Source organism: Streptomyces sp. NPDC044061, from assembly GCF_056434305.1.
Map to the genome: position 1 here is coordinate 12,543 of NZ_JBWKFL010000028.1, position 14,210 is coordinate 26,752.

Consider the following 14,210-nt stretch of genomic DNA (forward strand, 5'->3'; position numbering starts at 1 on the left):
CGGAGGCCGTCCGACGACGCCCGGGCGCTTTTCTCATCCCATTATGCGGACGATCGCGTCTCAGAATCCGACACCCCGGTGACACGCCCACCCGGACGTCCCTACGATCGGCCCCATGAAGCGACAGGCGGATCTCACGAAGCGGCGGGCAGTGGACCTGTGCCGCGTTGCCGCCATGCTCTGTCGCCCCTTCTGAGCGAAAGTCCCCGACTTCCGCATCTCACCCCCGCCCTGCTGGAAGGGCACCCGTGCGCCGTCCGCATCCCGGGCCGCGCCCCCTCGCACTCGCACGCCTCGCCGTAACTGCCCCGGAGGAGAAAGAGCATGAGCCGCAGCGACGTCCTCGTCGACGCCGACTGGGTCCAGGAGCACCTGGACGACGCCCACATCGCCGTCGTCGAGGTGGACGAGGACACGTCCGCCTACGAGAAGAACCACATCAAGAACGCGATCCGCATCGACTGGACCAAGGACCTCCAGGACCCGGTCCGTCGTGACTTCATCGACCAGGAGGGCTTCGAGAAGCTCCTCTCGAAGAAGGGCATCGCCAACGACACGCTGGTGATCCTCTACGGCGGCAACAACAACTGGTTCGCCTCGTACGCCTACTGGTACTTCAAGCTGTACGGCCACGAGAACGTCAAGCTCCTCGACGGCGGCCGCAAGAAGTGGGAGCTGGACGCCCGCGAGCTGGTGGACGGCACCGACGTGCCCGAGCGCGCCGCGACCGACTACAAGGCCAAGCCGCAGGACACCTCCATCCGCGCCTTCCGCGACGACGTCGTCGCCGCGATCGGCTCGCAGAACCTGGTCGACGTCCGCTCGCCCGACGAGTTCTCCGGCAAGCTGCTCGCCCCGGCCCACCTGCCGCAGGAGCAGTCGCAGCGCCCTGGTCACGTCCCGACCGCCCGGAACATCCCGTGGTCGAAGAACGCCAACGACGACGGCACGTTCAAGTCGGACGAGGAGCTGCAGGAGCTCTACGCCGCGGAGAGCGTGGACCTCGCCACGGACACGATCGCCTACTGCCGCATCGGTGAGCGCTCGGCCCTGACCTGGTTCGTCCTGCACGAGCTGCTGGGTGTGGAGAACGTCAAGAACTACGACGGTTCCTGGACCGAGTACGGCTCCCTCGTCGGCGTGCCGATCGAGCTCGGCGCCAACAAGTAAGCCCTCAGCAACCATCCCGACCGACCTCCCGGTCAGACCCCTCTGGAGAAACAGCATGTGTGGAGCGAAGGCCGGCGGCCCGGACGCCTCGACGATCAAGCCCGGTGAGACCACGATCCAGGGTCAGGTGACCCGCGACGGCGAGCCGGTGACGGGCTACGTCCGTCTGCTGGACTCGACCGGCGAGTTCACCGCGGAGGTGCCGACCTCCGCGACGGGGCAGTTCCGCTTCTACGCGGCCGAGGGCACCTGGACCGTCCGCGCCCTCGTGCCCGGCGCAACCGCCGACCGCACGGTCGTCGCCCAGCAGGGTGGCCTCGCGGAGGTCGCGATCGCGGTCTGAGCAGCCTCAGCAGCGTCCGAAGGGCCGCACCCACCGGGTTGGACTCCTGTGGTGCGGCCCTTCGGCCTGTCCCGACCTACCCTGGAGTCATGTACGCCCGGCGTCGCCACTGGTACTTCGCCATGATGGGGATCTGCATCGGTCTCTTCGTCCTGGCCTGGGCCGTCGTGCGTCTGTGGTCGATCCCGGCGGCCGTCGGGATGTGCGTGGCCGCCATGGTCATCCCGCCGGTGGCCGCGATGGTGGCCAACCGGCGCGGCCCCGAGGACCGCTGGTGGGACGACCCCTCGGGCGACCCGGAGTCCGACGAGTGGTGGGACGAGCTGGACGGCAAGAAACGCCCCCGCTCCTAGCCGTCCGTCGGTCGAGGCGGTAGAGCGCGGCCAGGGCTGAACGGACCGGTGCTCAGTAGACGAGCGCCTGCGTCTCGTCCCCGAGCGCCTCCTGCACGAAGACCTGCGCGCCCGCGATCCGTACGCCCTCCAGGACGTCCTTCTCGGTGATCTCGCGCCGGGCGGCGCACTGCGTGCACAGCGTGACGCGGCCGGCCGCGAGGATCGAGTCGATCAGGTCCGGCAGCGGCGCGGCGTGCGGCAGCTCGAACTCGGCGGCCCGCCCCGGCAGCGCGAACCACGAGGACTCCCCGGTCAGCCACAGCGAGACGTCGACTCCGCTGGCCACGGCCACCGCCGCCACCGTGAACGCCTGCGAGCAGCGCTCGGGGGCATCGGCCCCGGCCGTCACCTTGATCACGAGCTTCTTCGCCATGCCCGAATCGTAATCAACGCCTCTACAACTCCGGTCCTCGGCCATGAGTCTCCTGTGGAGCGTGGATTCGGAATCCATGCTTCACGTTCTGTGGGGGGACGTCTTGGAAGCAGCACCCGAAAGACCCCGGCGCGGCCGTACCGTCCGGCTGATCGGCGCCGCAGTCGTGCTCGGCCTGGTCGCCGGCACCTGCGCCGGGTACCTCGTCCAGGCCGACCGCGCGCCCACGAAGCTGCCGCCGCTCTCGCGGCCGGTGATCAAGCAGGCCAAGGGTGAGGTCGAGTCGCTGTCGGCCGCGCAGGACCGGAGGGTCAAGACCGACGGCGACCTGCGCAAGCTGCTGCTCGACAAGCCGCGCGGGGCGCGGGAGGCGACCTGGGTGCCCCGTGACGGCTGGCTGGACCTGGCGGGGTACGCGACCTACTCCAACAATCCGGGCGAGAAGTTCAGCTCTCTCGTGACGGACCAGTTCCGACGGGCGGCCGTGACCGGCTGGAAGTCCGGCACCTCGTACGACGTCGACATCCGGCTGGTCCAGTACCGGCAGGAGGACTCCATGGCGGCGGCCGACGCCACCCACAACATGGAGGACGACGCGGAGTCCGATCCCACGACCGACAGCTGGAGCATTCCCGGCACCGGGGACGGCACGGCGTACGTTCACACCCGGCCGGTCGTCGACATCGGCTACCGGTCGCTGTACGCGGCCGAGGCGTACGCCTGGCGCGGGGACATCGCGATGGAGATCTGGATCTACAGCAGCAGGCCGATCGACAAGAAGACGATCAGGGACCTGGCCCAGCGGCAGATGGAGCGGCTGTGACCGAGAATCAGGAAGAGACCGTCGAGCCGGCCGCCGAGCCGGCCGAGTCCGCCCCCGAGCCGGTGGCATCGGCAGTCTCGGCCGAGCCCGCCACCACCGCCGAACCCGACGCGATCACCGAGCCTGCCGCGCTCACCGCCAACCCCCGTCGCCGGAGCCGTGTCGGCGCGGTCGCCGGTTCCCTGCTGCTCGCCGCGGCCGTCGTCGCCGGGGTGGGCTACACCGTCGTCACCGTGCGCGGCGCCGACCGCGACGCGGGGGCGCCCCACTGGAAGTTTCCCGGGGCAGCCGCCCACAAGGACAAGGCGGAGACACCGCACGGGCTCGCCGGAATGCTCGTGCCGTACGGCACCGGCACCTGGGTCCAGGGCCCGGACATCGGCGAGTTCGGCGCCGACGAGCAGCTGAACGGCGCCCAGGCGACGGCCCTGCGCAAGCGGTCGGTGAGCGGCCTGCCCCGGTCCGAGCGCAAGGTGCTCGAGCGGCAGATCGACCGGCAGCACATCACGGGCATGGCGATGCGCAGCTACTTCAGCGACAAGACCGAGGCCTACCTGTGGAACGAGGAGGTCTACTCGGTGGAGATCACGCTGTCCCGGATGGGGGACAGGTCCGCGGCCCGCAGGATCTCCACGTCCACGAACAAGCTGCTCCAGGATCTCGGCGGCCTGCGGGCGGGCCCGAAGATCAAGGGCCACGAGGACGCCAAGTGCTTCCGCTCGCCCAAGGGCTCCCTCGACGGCCTCAGCGACATGTTCTGTTCGGCGTACGTCGGCGATGTCCTGGTCACCACCACCGCGTCCGGCCCCAAGTCGCTCGACGGCGACGGAGTCGCGAAACTCCTGAGCACCCAACTCGACCGCATCGCCGAGCCGGGAGAGGCCGTATGAGCGAGCAGCAGACGACGGACACGACCGCTTTCCAGCCCGCGGCACCCGCCCTCCCCGAGGTCCCGCCCGCCCCGGTCCGGGACCGCCGCGTCCTGCGGGCCGTGCTGCGCTGGACCGCGGCCGTCGTGGTCTTCGCGGCGGTCGGCTCGGGCACGGCGTACGGGATCACCCGGATGGACCGGACGGACGTCCCGGGACTGGCCACCGCCTCGGACGGCCGCTGGGACTACCCGGAGCTGACCCGGCCGCCGCTGCCCTCCGGCAGCCCCGCGCCCTTCGCCGAGGCGAACGCGGCCGGCTCCCACTACGCCGACCTGCGCGCCCTGCTCCTGCCCGCGCCGAAGGGCGCGAAGGAGGACAAGGCGCTGCGCGGCGAGGACGGCTGGCTGGCCACCGGGAAGTACCTGGCGGAGTACGCGCTGAAGGAGGACCGGGACAAGCTGCGGCAGAAGCTCGTCGACACCGGTCTGCGGCACATCGCGGCCCGCGGCTGGACCACCACGGACGGGGTCAGGACCCGGATCTACCTGCTCCAGTTCGACACGGCGAACGTCGTGGAGAACGAGTACGCGAGCGAGAACGTCGCGTACAGCACCCCTGGCTACCAGGTGCGCGGCGCCGGCTCGTCCGTCTACGACGAGAGCTTCCCCGACGCGGCCACGGTCTCGAGGACCGAGCGCATCGCCTACGTCGAGACGAAGCCGTACGGCGCCGAGCAGGTCCGCCAGGCCTACGTCGCCGCCGGGGACGTCTTCGCGGTGATCCTTCAGTCCCGGAAGGGCACTGCGCCCGCCGTGCCCTTCCAGCAGACGGTCACCCTGCAGAGCCAGCTGCTCGGCTGACCGGCGGCAGGACCTCCGAGGGCCCACCTCGGAGGGAGGCCGGGGCCCGGGCCGCGTAAGCTGGGCCTCGGCTCTGTCGTATGCCCACCCTCGCTCAAGGAGCACCCGTGGAGATCCTCTTCGAAACCCTGCTGGTCCTGGTCTGCGTCGGCGTCCTCGCCTTCGCCGGACTGACCGTGAAGAAGCTGTACCAGGGCCAGCGCTGAGCTGAGTCGAAGAACGACCAGGAACTTTCCTCATGATCGAGATCCCGTCCGACCTGCACAAGGACCTCGTCCCCCTCGCCTTCCTGCTCGGCAACTGGGCCGGTGCGGGCGTCCATGACTTCCCCGGCTCTCAGAAGTGCAACTTCGGGCAGGAAGTCACCTTCACCCACGACGGCCGGGACTTCCTGGAGTACCACTCCCACACCTGGGTGCTGGACAACGACGGCAACAAGATCCGGCCCCTGGAGTCGGAGTCCGGCTTCTGGCGGATCGACGCCGACCGCAAGGTCGAGGTGACGATGACCCGCGACGACGGCGTCATCGAGATCTGGTACGGCGAGCTCGCCGACAAGAAGCCGCAGATCGACCTGGTCACGGACGCGGTGGCGCGTACGCCGGCCTCCCAGCCCTACAGCGGCGGCAAGCGGCTCTACGGCTACGTCAAGAGCGACCTGATGTGGGTCGGCGAGAAGCAGACCCCCGAGGTCGAGCTGCGCCCCTACATGTCGGCCCACCTGAAGAAGGTAGTCACCCCGGAGGACGTCGAGCGCTGGGCCAAGGCCCTGCCCGACGACCTGCCCGACGACGGCATCGCCTTCTTCAAGTAGGTCTCGCTCCGGGTGGCCCTAGACTCTCCAGTGTGGTGAGCACCGACTGGAAGAGCGACCTCAGGCAGCGCGGCTACCGGCTGACGCCGCAGCGGCAACTCGTGCTCGAAGCCGTGGACACCCTGGAGCACGCCACCCCCGATGCCATCCTCGGCGAGGTGCGGAAGACCGCGTCGGGGGTCAACATCTCCACCGTCTACCGCACGCTGGAGCTGCTGGAGGAGCTGGGGCTGGTCAGCCACGCCCACCTCGGCCACGGGGCGCCCACCTACCACCTCGCCGACCGTCACCACCATCTGCACCTGGTCTGCCGCGACTGCGAGAACGTCATCGAGGCGGACGTGGACGTGGCCTCGGAGTTCACGGCCAAGCTGCGCGAGCAGTTCGGCTTCGACACCGACATGAAGCACTTCGCGATCTTCGGCCGGTGCAAGGACTGTTCTCTGAAGAGTTCAACTACCACGTCGTAGGCTTGCCCGTATGAAGAGCCCCCTGCTGTCCCTGCCCGGCGCCGTCCCCGCCGAGGGCGCGGACGAAGGCGTCGCCGCCCACTACGGCGACCTGTTCCGCGAGCAGCGCGCCCTCGCCGACGGCACCGGTTTCGTCGACCTCTCGCACCGCGGTGTCGTCACCGTCAGCGGCGAGGACCGACTGAGCTGGCTGCACCTCCTGCTCACCCAGCACGTCAGCGATCTGCCCGCGAACCAGGCCACCGAGGCACTGATCCTCTCCGCGCACGGTCACATCGAGCACGCGCTGTACCTGGTGGACGACGGTACGACGGTCTGGGCCCACGTGGAGCCCGGCACGCAGGAGGCGCTGATCGCCTACCTGGAGTCGATGAAGTTCTTCTACCGCGTCGAAGTCGCCGACCGCACCGCCGACTTCGCGGTGGTCCACCTGCCGGCCGGATCGATCGCCGAGGTGCCGGAGGGCGTCGTCGTGCGCGAGACGGCGTACGGCCGTGATCTCTTCCTGCCCCGTGCCGACCTGGAGTCCTTCGCGGCCGGTTCCGGGCCCGCCGCCGGTCTGCTCGCCCACGAGGCGCTGCGGGTCGAGCACCACCGACCCCGCCTCGGCTTCGAGACCGACCACCGCACGATCCCGCACGAGCTGGGCTGGATCGGCACCGCGGTCCACCTCCAGAAGGGCTGCTACCGCGGCCAGGAGACGGTGGCCCGCGTCCAGAACCTGGGCAAGCCGCCCCGCCGCCTGGTCTTCCTGCACCTGGACGGCAGCGAGGTCCACCTGCCGGTCCACGGCACCGAGATCCGCCTGGCCGACGAGGGCCCCGACGGCCGGAAGATCGGCTTCGTCACCACCTCCGTGCGCCACCACGAGCTGGGTCCGATCGCCCTCGCCCTGGTCAAGCGCAACGTACCGGTCGACGCCCGGCTGGTGGCGGGGGAGACGGCGGCGGCCCAGGAGACGGTCGTGGAGCCCTGAGGCTCACATCTCCAGCAGCACGGTGAACGGGCCGTCGTTCGTCAGGGAGACCCGCATCCGCGCCCCGAACCGGCCCGTCGCCACCGTCGCCCCGAGGGCGCGCAGCTGGGCGACCACCTCGTCGACCAGGGGCTCGGCGACATCGCCGGGGGCGGCCGCGTTCCAGGTGGGACGGCGGCCCTTGCGGGCGTCCCCGTAGAGGGTGAACTGGCTGATGACGAGCAGTGGGGCGTCGATGTCGCTGCACGACCTCTCGTCCTGCAGCATCCGGATCGACCAGAGCTTGCGGGCCAGTTGGGCCGCCTTCTCCTTGGTGTCCTCATGGGTCACCCCGACCAGGACGCACAGGCCCTCGCCCTCGATCGCGCCCACCGTCTCGCCGTCCACGACGACGCTCGCGCCGTCCACCCTCTGCACCACCGCACGCATGCGGACCATCATGCCGGGTGACCCGGGCGCGGTCACCGGGGGGCCATTATGGATCCTTAACCCCCCATCTGGGGCCGTTCGGGGGCACTCGGTCACATAGCGTCCACTTGGGGTGGCACGATGCTGTCACACGCCGGTCGAGGGGACGGTCACAAGCACATGAGCACACCGAGCACCAGTGGGCGGCTGGAGACGCACCGGCCGCCCCCGCAGCGCGGCGACGACCCGCCCGGCCCGTCGCTGCCCGCGGAGCCGCCCGAGCACGACCTGACCAGGCTGAGCCTGCCCGAACTGCGCACGCTGCGCCGCGACGCCCAGCGCGACGAGGCGGACCTCAGCTATGTGCGACGGCTGCTGCAGGGCCGGATCGACATCCTGCGCGCCGAACTCGCCCGGCGAGGCCGGGCCTCCGTGCCGGCGCCCGCGGCCGCCTCCGTGGTGGAGCGGCTCTCGGAGATCCTCACGGACGCCCCCGCCCGCCAGCGCTCCTCGGCCCGCCATGTCACGCTCGGCACCCCGCACAACGAGGAGTACCGGCGGCTGGCCACGGAGATGCTCGGCGAGGTCGAGCTGTCGGACCTGCAGGCCCGCACCGACCTGGAACTGACCACCGCCATGGGCCGGCTGATCCGCTACGAGCAGGAGGTCTCCCGCCGCCGCCAGCGCCTGCAGGCCACCACCGACGACTGCAGCGGGGAGATCGCCCGCCGCTACCGGGTGGGCGAGGCGCAGGTGGACGACCTGCTGACCTGACGGGACGCGGGAACGGGGCGGGGAAATCCGGGCGACACGGCCCCGGCGGCATGCCTACGGTGACCCCATGACGATCGACGTCCGCACCGTGACCGAGGCCGAGTTCGAGGACTGGCAGCGAGCCGTGAAAACCGGGTTCCTGCAGGAGCCGGTGCTGGCGCCCGAGCAGCTGGAGGCGCGCCGCCGGCAGTTCGTCGAGGGCCGTCTGCTCGGCGCCTTCGACGGCGGCCGCTGTGTGGCGACCTTCCGTTCCTTCGACCAGGAGGTCACCGCGGTGGGTGGCGCCACCGTCCGCTCGGACGCCGTCACGAACGTCACCGTCAGCCCCACGCACCGCCGTCGCGGCCTGCTGACCCGCATGATGAGCCGGGACCTGGCGGCGGCCAAGGAGCGGGGCGACGTCGTCGCCACCCTGATCGCCGCCGAGTACCCGATCTACGGCCGGTACGGCTTCGGCCCCGCGACCTCGACGACCGAGTGGACCGTCGACGTCACCCGGGCCGGCCTCGACCCACGCTGGTCCGGGCCCGAGGACGGCGGCCGGATCGACCTGGTGGACGCCGAGGACGTCCGCAAGCTCGGCCCGGAGCTGCACGAGCGGGTCCGCCGCGCGCAGCCCGGCGCGGTCAGCCGCAACGAGCTGTGGTGGCAGGCCAACACCGGGCTCGTCCGCTTCGGCAGCAACTGGACCGAGCCGTTCTACGCCGTCTACCGCTCGGCCGCCGGCGAGGTCGAGGGCCTGGTGTCGTACGAGTCCGACGACACCTGGACGGACAAGCAGCCGGAGCAGACGGCCGACGTCAACTGGCTGATCGCGGCGACAACGGCGGCCGAACGCGCGCTGTGGCGCTACCTGTGCTCGATCGACTGGATCACCAAGGTCAAGAGCGGCTGGCGCGGCCCGGACGACCTGCTGCCGCTCTTCCTGCCCAACCCGCGCGCGGCCCGGGTCACCGTGCAGGCGGACTGGCTCTGGGTGCGGATCCTGGACGTCGTACGGGCCCTGGAGGCGCGGACGTACGAGGGCACGGGGTCGCTGGTGCTGGAGGTCGTCGACCGGGACGGGCTCGCCGGGGGCCGGTTCCGGCTGGAGGTCTCCCCGGACGGCGCGTCCTGTGCGCCCGCCGACGGTGCGGCCGCGGATCTCACGCTGCCTGTGGGGGAGCTGGCCGCGGTCTGGCTCGGGGACCAGACCCTGGTGCGGCTCGCGGCCCTCGGGCGGGTGCGGGAAGAACGAGAGGGCGCCGCCCGGAAGGCCGACGCCCTGTTTCGCGCGTCCGGGCGGCCGTGGTGCCCGGACATCTTCTGAGGCTCCCCTCTGCCGAGGACGGTGACTGTTCATCCGTAGCGTGCTGTTCAGTTGTGGCTGTGCGCTGACGGTGTTCAGTTGTGGCTGTGCCCGCTGTTCAGTTGTGACTGTGCGCTCCGGTGGCCGTCCCCTGTCCGGGCTCCCGGCTCCCCTCCGGAAGGGAGCCCGATCGGCCAACCACTGGGAAGCTTGACCATGTTGTTCAAGTTGGCTACCAACTTCACTGTACTTATCTCCGCTTGGAAGCGGCCTATAACCACCTTCCCGTGAACTGCCGCAAGATGGCGGGAAGTTGTAGGGTTTCTTCGTGGACCCGGAACACGCCTCCGCCAGTGGGCGGAAGAGGCCACAGCGGTCACGCACGTCACATCGCGAGGTGGCCGACGAACTGCGCGCCCGGATCAGGTCCGGGGTGCTGCGGCCGGGTCAGCGCATGCCCACCCAGGCCGTGCTGGCCGACGAGTTCGGCGTCGAGCGCGGTGCGGTCCGCGAGGCCCTGCGGATACTGCAGGCGGAGCACCTGCTCACCAACGTGTCCAAGGGCAGCCCCGCCACCGTCGCCGTGCCTTCGGAGCACGCCCGTCCCGCGGCCGGCCCGGCGGCGCCGCCCCAGCCCACCATGGTGGGCCTCGCGCCCCGCATCGCGGCGGCCTTCGCCGCCCCGCACGTGGAGATAGACGCCCTCTGCCTGACCTCGGTCTCGCTCACGCTGGCGATCGGCGAGCCGTTGCGGGAGATCCACGCGGGGCGGCTGAAACCGGCCAAGATCGACGTCCGGGTGCTGTTGCCCAGCCGGGACATCGACCTCGCCTTCCCGGCGCCGGTGGACGCCTCCGACGGCGCCCTGCTGCACCGGCGCTGGCTGTCCCAGCGCAACGCCCAGGGCCAGGTGCTGAAGAACAACCTGCTGGCGTTGCGCGCCACGCACGGCATCGACGTGCGGGTCTCCTTCCGGGCCCTGCCGTTCACACCGCCGGTCAAGTTGTACCTGCTCAACGGCCTGGAGGCGCTGTTCGCGTACTACACGCTCATCCGCCGGGAGCGGGAGATCGACCACGAGCACCTGACGCTGTACGACGCCGAGGGCACGCGGTCGATGCTTTTCGCCTTCGAGCAGGGCGCGGACCTGCGCGACACGACATTCGTGGAGCAGTCCCACCTGTGGTTCAACGCGCTGTGGGAGACGATCAGTTCGGAGCTGGTGCTGACGTCGTAGGGCCGGTCAGAGGGCCGGACCCGCGAGGAGCACCGCGAGCAGTACGGCACCGGCGGAGCTGACCGCCGGGCTCTTCGCCTTGATGCCCACGGACAGCAGCAGCAGGCCGACGATGCCGGCGGCGCCGTATCTCCACTCGACGAGCTGTTCGAAGCCGACGACGAAGAGGGCGCAGAGAAGTGCGAGGGCTGGCATGGTGGTTCCCCCTTTCGGTGTGCCAACTTGACCAAGTTGGCAACCAACTCTGATTAAGTTGTCCCCACTTGGCCCCTACTTACAAACAACTTCGCGACAACTCCCCTTAGATGGATCAGGGTTGTAGCGTTTGGTCGTGACCCAGGAGAACGTGGCAGTGAACGGCAGCAGAAGGCTCACGCCCCAGGAGATCGCCGACGCCCTGCGTGAACGCATCCGCCGCGGCGAGCTGAAGCCGGGCGAGCGCCTGCCCACCCAGGCCGAGCTGGCCGAGCAGTTCGGGGTGGAGCGGGGTGCCGTACGCCAGGCCCTGCGGGCACTCGCGGAGGACGGTCTGCTCAGCGACGTCACCAAGGGCAGCCCGCCGAGGATCGCCGGACCGGCCCCCGTCCACGACGAACCCCAGCCGACGATGGTGGGTCTCGCGCCCCGGCTGACCGAGGCGTTCTCGGCGCCGCACGTGCGCATCGACGCGGCCTGCCTGACCGCGCAGTCCCTCATCCCCGCCCTCGGCGAGCCGCTGCGCCTGATCCACGAGGGCCGCATCCGCCCCGACCGGATCGACGTGCGCATCCTGCTGCCCTCGCGGGACATCAACCTCGCCTTCCCGGTCTCCGTCGACGCCCACGGCGACGACGACGCCGTGCACCAGCGCTGGCTGGCGATGCGCAACGCCCAGGGCCAGGTCCTGCAGTACAACCTCCAGGCCCTGCGCTCCACCCACGACATCGACGTGCACGTGACCTTCCGGGCCCTGCCGTTCACCCCGCCGGCGAAGCTGTACCTGCTCAACGGCGTGGAGGCGCTGTACGCGTACTACATGATCGCGCGCCGCGAGGAGCCGACCGACAGCGGAACGCTCGAGATGTACGACACCCTCGGTTCCGAATCCCTGCTCTTCTCCTTCGAGAGGCGGGCCGGCCGGCGGGACGCCGCGTTCGTGGAGCAGTCCCAGAAGTGGTTCGACGCCCTCTGGGAAACCATCACCACGGACCTGACACTCTCCTAGTGACCTCTGAGACGACGACGAAGACCGAACAGACCACGAACGAGTCCGAGAAGCTCCGGGAACTGATCAGACGTGCCCGGGTGGTGCTCTGGGACTTCGACGGGCCGATCTGCCGCCTCTTCGCCGGGCACAAGGCGGAACTGGTGGCCGCCGAGCTGGTGGAGTGGCTGGCCGGACGCGGGCTGCACGGCCTGCTCAGCGGCCCCGAGCGTGCCTCGCTCGACCCGCACGTGGTGCTGCGCGCCGTGGACCGCAGGCACCCGGGCAGCGACCTCGTCACCGAGCTGGAGGAACGTCTCACCCAGGAGGAACTGCGGGCCGCGACCTCCGCGCTGCCCACCGCCTACGCCGACCCGCTGATCCGCACCTGGACTGCCGTCGGCTCCCGGCTGGCCATCACCACCAACAACTCCCCCCGGGTGGTCCGCGCCTACCTCGACGACCGCGGCCTCACCGCCTGCTTCGCCCCCCACATCTACGGCCGGACCGCGGACCTGCACCTCCTCAAGCCCGACCCGCACTGCCTCAACCGGGCCCTGAACGCGATGGGCGCCGCTCCCTCGGCCGCCCTGATGATCGGCGACTCCCGCTCCGACCTCGACGCCGCACTCCACGCCGGCGTCCCGTTCCTCGGCTACGCGCGTAACGAAGAGAAGGGGAAGCTTTTGCGGGAGGCCGGAGCCGGGTGCGTGGTGACTTCGCTGGAGCCGGTGCTGCGGATGCTGCGGGGCTGGTGACCGGCGGCTCCGCGAGGCCCGGCCTCGCCACCGGGCGCCCGCGCCGCCTCCGCTTGCGCAGCCAGGCCGCCGACGACGCCGACAGACCGGCTCCCCAGAAGGCCAGTTGACTCAGGTCGTCGATCTGCACGTCGACCCCGAAGACATGGATCGTCACGGCTACCACCCCCCTCGGGCTTCCGGTGGTCAGTCAACCCCTCAAGTCACCGATCCTGACCGGCAAAGTTGACTGCTTGTGGCAGCATGCCCGGTCAACTAGATCCAGTAACAGCCAAGTTGACTTGACTGGTTGACTGGTCGGTGGGTGTTTGCCGTGGTGGCGCGGGAGGTACGTACGTCATGTGACGGTCAAGCGCAAGGACGAGACCGGCGGCAGCGAGTTCCGCCGGGTCGCGGAGGAGCTGCGCGTGCGGATCGCCGACGGAGGCTATCCGCTCGGCACCCTGCTGCCGTCGCAGACCACGCTGGCGAGGGAGTTCGGGGTCTCCCGGGACACCGTCCAGCGGGTGCTGCGCGAGCTGCGCGGCGAGGGCTGGATCGAGTCCCGGCAGGGGCAGGGCTCGCGGGTCGTCAGGAGCCAGCGCATCCAGTCCTCCGCTCCACTGGCCACCAGGTCACGGCACCCGATGACGCTGGGCCCGCTGATCGGCGAGGCGTTCGAGCAGAGCGACGTGACGCTGGACATCTACACGCTGACCTCCGAGAGCCTGGACACCCACATCCACGCCCAGGCGGAACGCATCCGGGCCGGAGTCATCGCGCCGCGTCGCATCGCCCTGCGGATGGTGCTCCCGTCCGCGATCGAGTCCCTGCCGTACCCGCGGGGCAAGAGGCCGCAGGACGACGGCCGGCTCCAGGAGCGGCTGCGGCGGATCGCCGAGCGGCACACCGCCTCGCTCCACAAGGTCCTCGGGGAACTGCGCACCGAGAAGCTGGTGCCGTCCGTAGAGTACGAGTTCCGCCACGCCCCCCTCACCCCGACGTTCAAGCTCTACGTCATCAACCGCGTGGAGGTCCTGCACGGCCCCTACATACCGCTCGAACGCCGGGTGATGCTGGACGCGGACGAGGAGGTCGACGCGGTGGACGTCCTCGGGCTCGGCGCCACCCTCACGCACCACGTCCGCGACGGCCGGCCGGACTCACCCGGGTCGACGTTCGTCGAGAGCATGACGGCGTGGTTCGAGGCGGTCTGGGAGTTGTTGACCGACGAGGGCCGCTCCATGCGATAGCATCCGCGCAACCGACTGAGCGACCGCTCGGATCCGTACGTATGGGACGGCGAGGAGCCGGTCCCGGCCGACTGGCGCAGATGAGTGGCCGACCACCGTTGGGCTACTCCACTGGGCCTCAGGTCGTGCCGCATCTCACCCGGGCATAGCGTGTTCCCCCACAGCTCTGCCGCTTTACCACTCTTCTGCTTTCCACGTGTTCCACGCGATCGAACCCGGAGCGGCCAGTGGGCG

19 protein-coding genes are annotated in these 14,210 nt (G+C 70.2%); 16 read left to right on the plus strand and 3 right to left on the minus strand.

The window, feature by feature from the left end:
- The first annotated feature begins 115 nt into the window (after positions 1 to 115).
- From AC07CM_RS34935 to AC07CM_RS34950, 4 genes are all read left to right on the plus strand, one after another.
- Positions 116 to 196: an Ms5788A family Cys-rich leader peptide gene (locus tag AC07CM_RS34935; protein WP_350751515.1), complete on the plus strand. Its 81-nt coding sequence runs from the start codon at positions 116 to 118 to the stop codon at positions 194 to 196.
- A gap of 128 nt (positions 197 to 324) precedes the next feature.
- The gene (locus AC07CM_RS34940; protein WP_478880497.1) at positions 325 to 1,170 is read left to right on the plus strand and encodes a sulfurtransferase; all 846 of its coding nucleotides are present in this window, start codon (positions 325 to 327) and stop codon (positions 1,168 to 1,170) included.
- Positions 1,171 to 1,225: 55 nt separating this feature from the next.
- On the plus strand, positions 1,226 to 1,513 hold the full coding sequence (locus tag AC07CM_RS34945; protein WP_010351646.1) for a DUF1416 domain-containing protein: 288 nt from the start codon (positions 1,226 to 1,228) through the stop codon (positions 1,511 to 1,513).
- Positions 1,514 to 1,602: 89 nt separating this feature from the next.
- Positions 1,603 to 1,866, plus strand: coding sequence for a DUF3099 domain-containing protein (locus AC07CM_RS34950; protein ID WP_478880498.1), 264 nt, complete (start codon positions 1,603 to 1,605; stop codon positions 1,864 to 1,866).
- 52 nt (positions 1,867 to 1,918) lie between these two features.
- Here AC07CM_RS34950 and AC07CM_RS34955 read toward each other — a convergent pair whose 3' ends face one another.
- The gene (locus tag AC07CM_RS34955) at positions 1,919 to 2,281 is read right to left on the minus strand and encodes a DsrE family protein (RefSeq protein ID WP_478880499.1); all 363 of its coding nucleotides are present in this window, start codon (positions 2,279 to 2,281) and stop codon (positions 1,919 to 1,921) included.
- Between the two features lie 103 nt (positions 2,282 to 2,384).
- On the opposite strand from AC07CM_RS34955, the gene AC07CM_RS34960 reads away from it, so the two are divergent.
- The 6 genes from AC07CM_RS34960 to ygfZ all read left to right on the plus strand — a co-directional run bounded on the left by AC07CM_RS34960 (position 2,385) and on the right by ygfZ (position 7,096).
- Positions 2,385 to 3,104, plus strand: coding sequence for a hypothetical protein (locus AC07CM_RS34960; RefSeq protein ID WP_478880500.1), 720 nt, complete (start codon positions 2,385 to 2,387; stop codon positions 3,102 to 3,104).
- A complete protein-coding gene (locus AC07CM_RS34965) occupies positions 3,101 to 3,994 on the plus strand; it encodes a hypothetical protein (protein WP_478880501.1) in 894 nt (297 codons plus the stop codon). The genes AC07CM_RS34960 and AC07CM_RS34965 overlap by 4 nt, the downstream gene beginning before the upstream one ends.
- Positions 3,991 to 4,836: a hypothetical protein gene (locus tag AC07CM_RS34970; RefSeq protein WP_478880502.1), complete on the plus strand. Its 846-nt coding sequence runs from the start codon at positions 3,991 to 3,993 to the stop codon at positions 4,834 to 4,836. Before AC07CM_RS34965 ends, AC07CM_RS34970 begins: the two co-directional genes overlap by 4 nt.
- Positions 4,837 to 5,074: 238 nt before the next feature.
- On the plus strand, positions 5,075 to 5,650 hold the full coding sequence (locus tag AC07CM_RS34975; protein ID WP_478880503.1) for a heme-binding beta-barrel domain-containing protein: 576 nt from the start codon (positions 5,075 to 5,077) through the stop codon (positions 5,648 to 5,650).
- A gap of 32 nt (positions 5,651 to 5,682) precedes the next feature.
- Positions 5,683 to 6,120, plus strand: coding sequence for a Fur family transcriptional regulator (locus AC07CM_RS34980; protein WP_478880504.1), 438 nt, complete (start codon positions 5,683 to 5,685; stop codon positions 6,118 to 6,120).
- 10 nt (positions 6,121 to 6,130) lie between these two features.
- Positions 6,131 to 7,096 carry a CAF17-like 4Fe-4S cluster assembly/insertion protein YgfZ gene (gene ygfZ / locus AC07CM_RS34985; RefSeq protein WP_478880505.1) on the plus strand — a complete coding sequence of 322 codons (966 nt, stop codon included), beginning with the start codon at positions 6,131 to 6,133 and terminating at the stop codon, positions 7,094 to 7,096.
- Positions 7,097 to 7,099: 3 nt separating this feature from the next.
- On the opposite strand, the gene dtd is transcribed toward ygfZ, so the two are convergent.
- Entirely contained in the window at positions 7,100 to 7,525 is a 426-nt protein-coding gene (gene dtd / locus AC07CM_RS34990) for a D-aminoacyl-tRNA deacylase (protein ID WP_478880506.1), read from the minus strand.
- A gap of 159 nt (positions 7,526 to 7,684) precedes the next feature.
- Here dtd and AC07CM_RS34995 point away from each other — a divergent pair, with 159 nt between their 5' ends.
- The 3 genes from AC07CM_RS34995 to AC07CM_RS35005 all read left to right on the plus strand — a co-directional run bounded on the left by AC07CM_RS34995 (position 7,685) and on the right by AC07CM_RS35005 (position 10,803).
- Complete coding sequence (locus tag AC07CM_RS34995; RefSeq protein ID WP_478880507.1) at positions 7,685 to 8,278, plus strand: RsiG family protein; 594 nt, start codon at positions 7,685 to 7,687, stop codon at positions 8,276 to 8,278.
- A 67-nt stretch (positions 8,279 to 8,345) separates the two neighbouring features.
- Positions 8,346 to 9,587, plus strand: coding sequence for a GNAT family N-acetyltransferase (locus AC07CM_RS35000; protein ID WP_478880508.1), 1,242 nt, complete (start codon positions 8,346 to 8,348; stop codon positions 9,585 to 9,587).
- Positions 9,588 to 9,894: 307 nt separating this feature from the next.
- Positions 9,895 to 10,803 (plus strand): FadR/GntR family transcriptional regulator, encoded by a 909-nt coding sequence (locus AC07CM_RS35005; RefSeq protein WP_478880509.1) that lies wholly within the window; start codon positions 9,895 to 9,897, stop codon positions 10,801 to 10,803.
- 6 nt (positions 10,804 to 10,809) lie between these two features.
- Here the strand turns inward: AC07CM_RS35005 and AC07CM_RS35010 are convergent, their stop codons facing one another.
- The gene (locus tag AC07CM_RS35010; RefSeq protein WP_478880510.1) at positions 10,810 to 10,998 is read right to left on the minus strand and encodes a hypothetical protein; all 189 of its coding nucleotides are present in this window, start codon (positions 10,996 to 10,998) and stop codon (positions 10,810 to 10,812) included.
- A gap of 130 nt (positions 10,999 to 11,128) precedes the next feature.
- On the opposite strand from AC07CM_RS35010, the gene AC07CM_RS35015 reads away from it, so the two are divergent.
- The 3 genes from AC07CM_RS35015 (at position 11,129) to AC07CM_RS35025 (ending at position 13,976) form a co-directional block, all read left to right on the plus strand.
- Complete coding sequence (locus AC07CM_RS35015; RefSeq protein ID WP_478880511.1) at positions 11,129 to 12,007, plus strand: GntR family transcriptional regulator; 879 nt, start codon at positions 11,129 to 11,131, stop codon at positions 12,005 to 12,007.
- The gene (locus tag AC07CM_RS35020; RefSeq protein ID WP_478880512.1) at positions 12,007 to 12,744 is read left to right on the plus strand and encodes an HAD family hydrolase; all 738 of its coding nucleotides are present in this window, start codon (positions 12,007 to 12,009) and stop codon (positions 12,742 to 12,744) included. The genes AC07CM_RS35015 and AC07CM_RS35020 overlap by 1 nt, the downstream gene beginning before the upstream one ends.
- Before the next feature lie 341 nt (positions 12,745 to 13,085).
- Complete coding sequence (locus AC07CM_RS35025) at positions 13,086 to 13,976, plus strand: winged helix-turn-helix domain-containing protein (RefSeq protein ID WP_478880513.1); 891 nt, start codon at positions 13,086 to 13,088, stop codon at positions 13,974 to 13,976.
- Positions 13,977 to 14,210: the final 234 nt, after the last annotated feature.

Bases quoted from the DNA above. Each gene is read 5' to 3' on its own strand.
- AC07CM_RS34945 (WP_010351646.1), top strand. From the start codon at position 1,226: ATGTGTGGAGCGAAGGCCGGCGGCCCGGACGCCTCGACGATCAAGCCC.
- AC07CM_RS35010 (WP_478880510.1), bottom strand. From the start codon at position 10,998: ATGCCAGCCCTCGCACTTCTCTGCGCCCTCTTCGTCGTCGGCTTCGAA.
- AC07CM_RS34975 (WP_478880503.1), top strand. From the start codon at position 5,075: ATGATCGAGATCCCGTCCGACCTGCACAAGGACCTCGTCCCCCTCGCC.
- AC07CM_RS34935 (WP_350751515.1), top strand. From the start codon at position 116: ATGAAGCGACAGGCGGATCTCACGAAGCGGCGGGCAGTGGACCTGTGC.
- AC07CM_RS34940 (WP_478880497.1), top strand. From the start codon at position 325: ATGAGCCGCAGCGACGTCCTCGTCGACGCCGACTGGGTCCAGGAGCAC.
- AC07CM_RS34955 (WP_478880499.1), bottom strand. From the start codon at position 2,281: ATGGCGAAGAAGCTCGTGATCAAGGTGACGGCCGGGGCCGATGCCCCC.
- AC07CM_RS34970 (WP_478880502.1), top strand. From the start codon at position 3,991: ATGAGCGAGCAGCAGACGACGGACACGACCGCTTTCCAGCCCGCGGCA.
- AC07CM_RS35000 (WP_478880508.1), top strand. From the start codon at position 8,346: ATGACGATCGACGTCCGCACCGTGACCGAGGCCGAGTTCGAGGACTGG.
- ygfZ (WP_478880505.1), top strand. From the start codon at position 6,131: ATGAAGAGCCCCCTGCTGTCCCTGCCCGGCGCCGTCCCCGCCGAGGGC.
- AC07CM_RS34995 (WP_478880507.1), top strand. From the start codon at position 7,685: ATGAGCACACCGAGCACCAGTGGGCGGCTGGAGACGCACCGGCCGCCC.
- AC07CM_RS34950 (WP_478880498.1), top strand. From the start codon at position 1,603: ATGTACGCCCGGCGTCGCCACTGGTACTTCGCCATGATGGGGATCTGC.
- dtd (WP_478880506.1), bottom strand. From the start codon at position 7,525: ATGCGTGCGGTGGTGCAGAGGGTGGACGGCGCGAGCGTCGTCGTGGAC.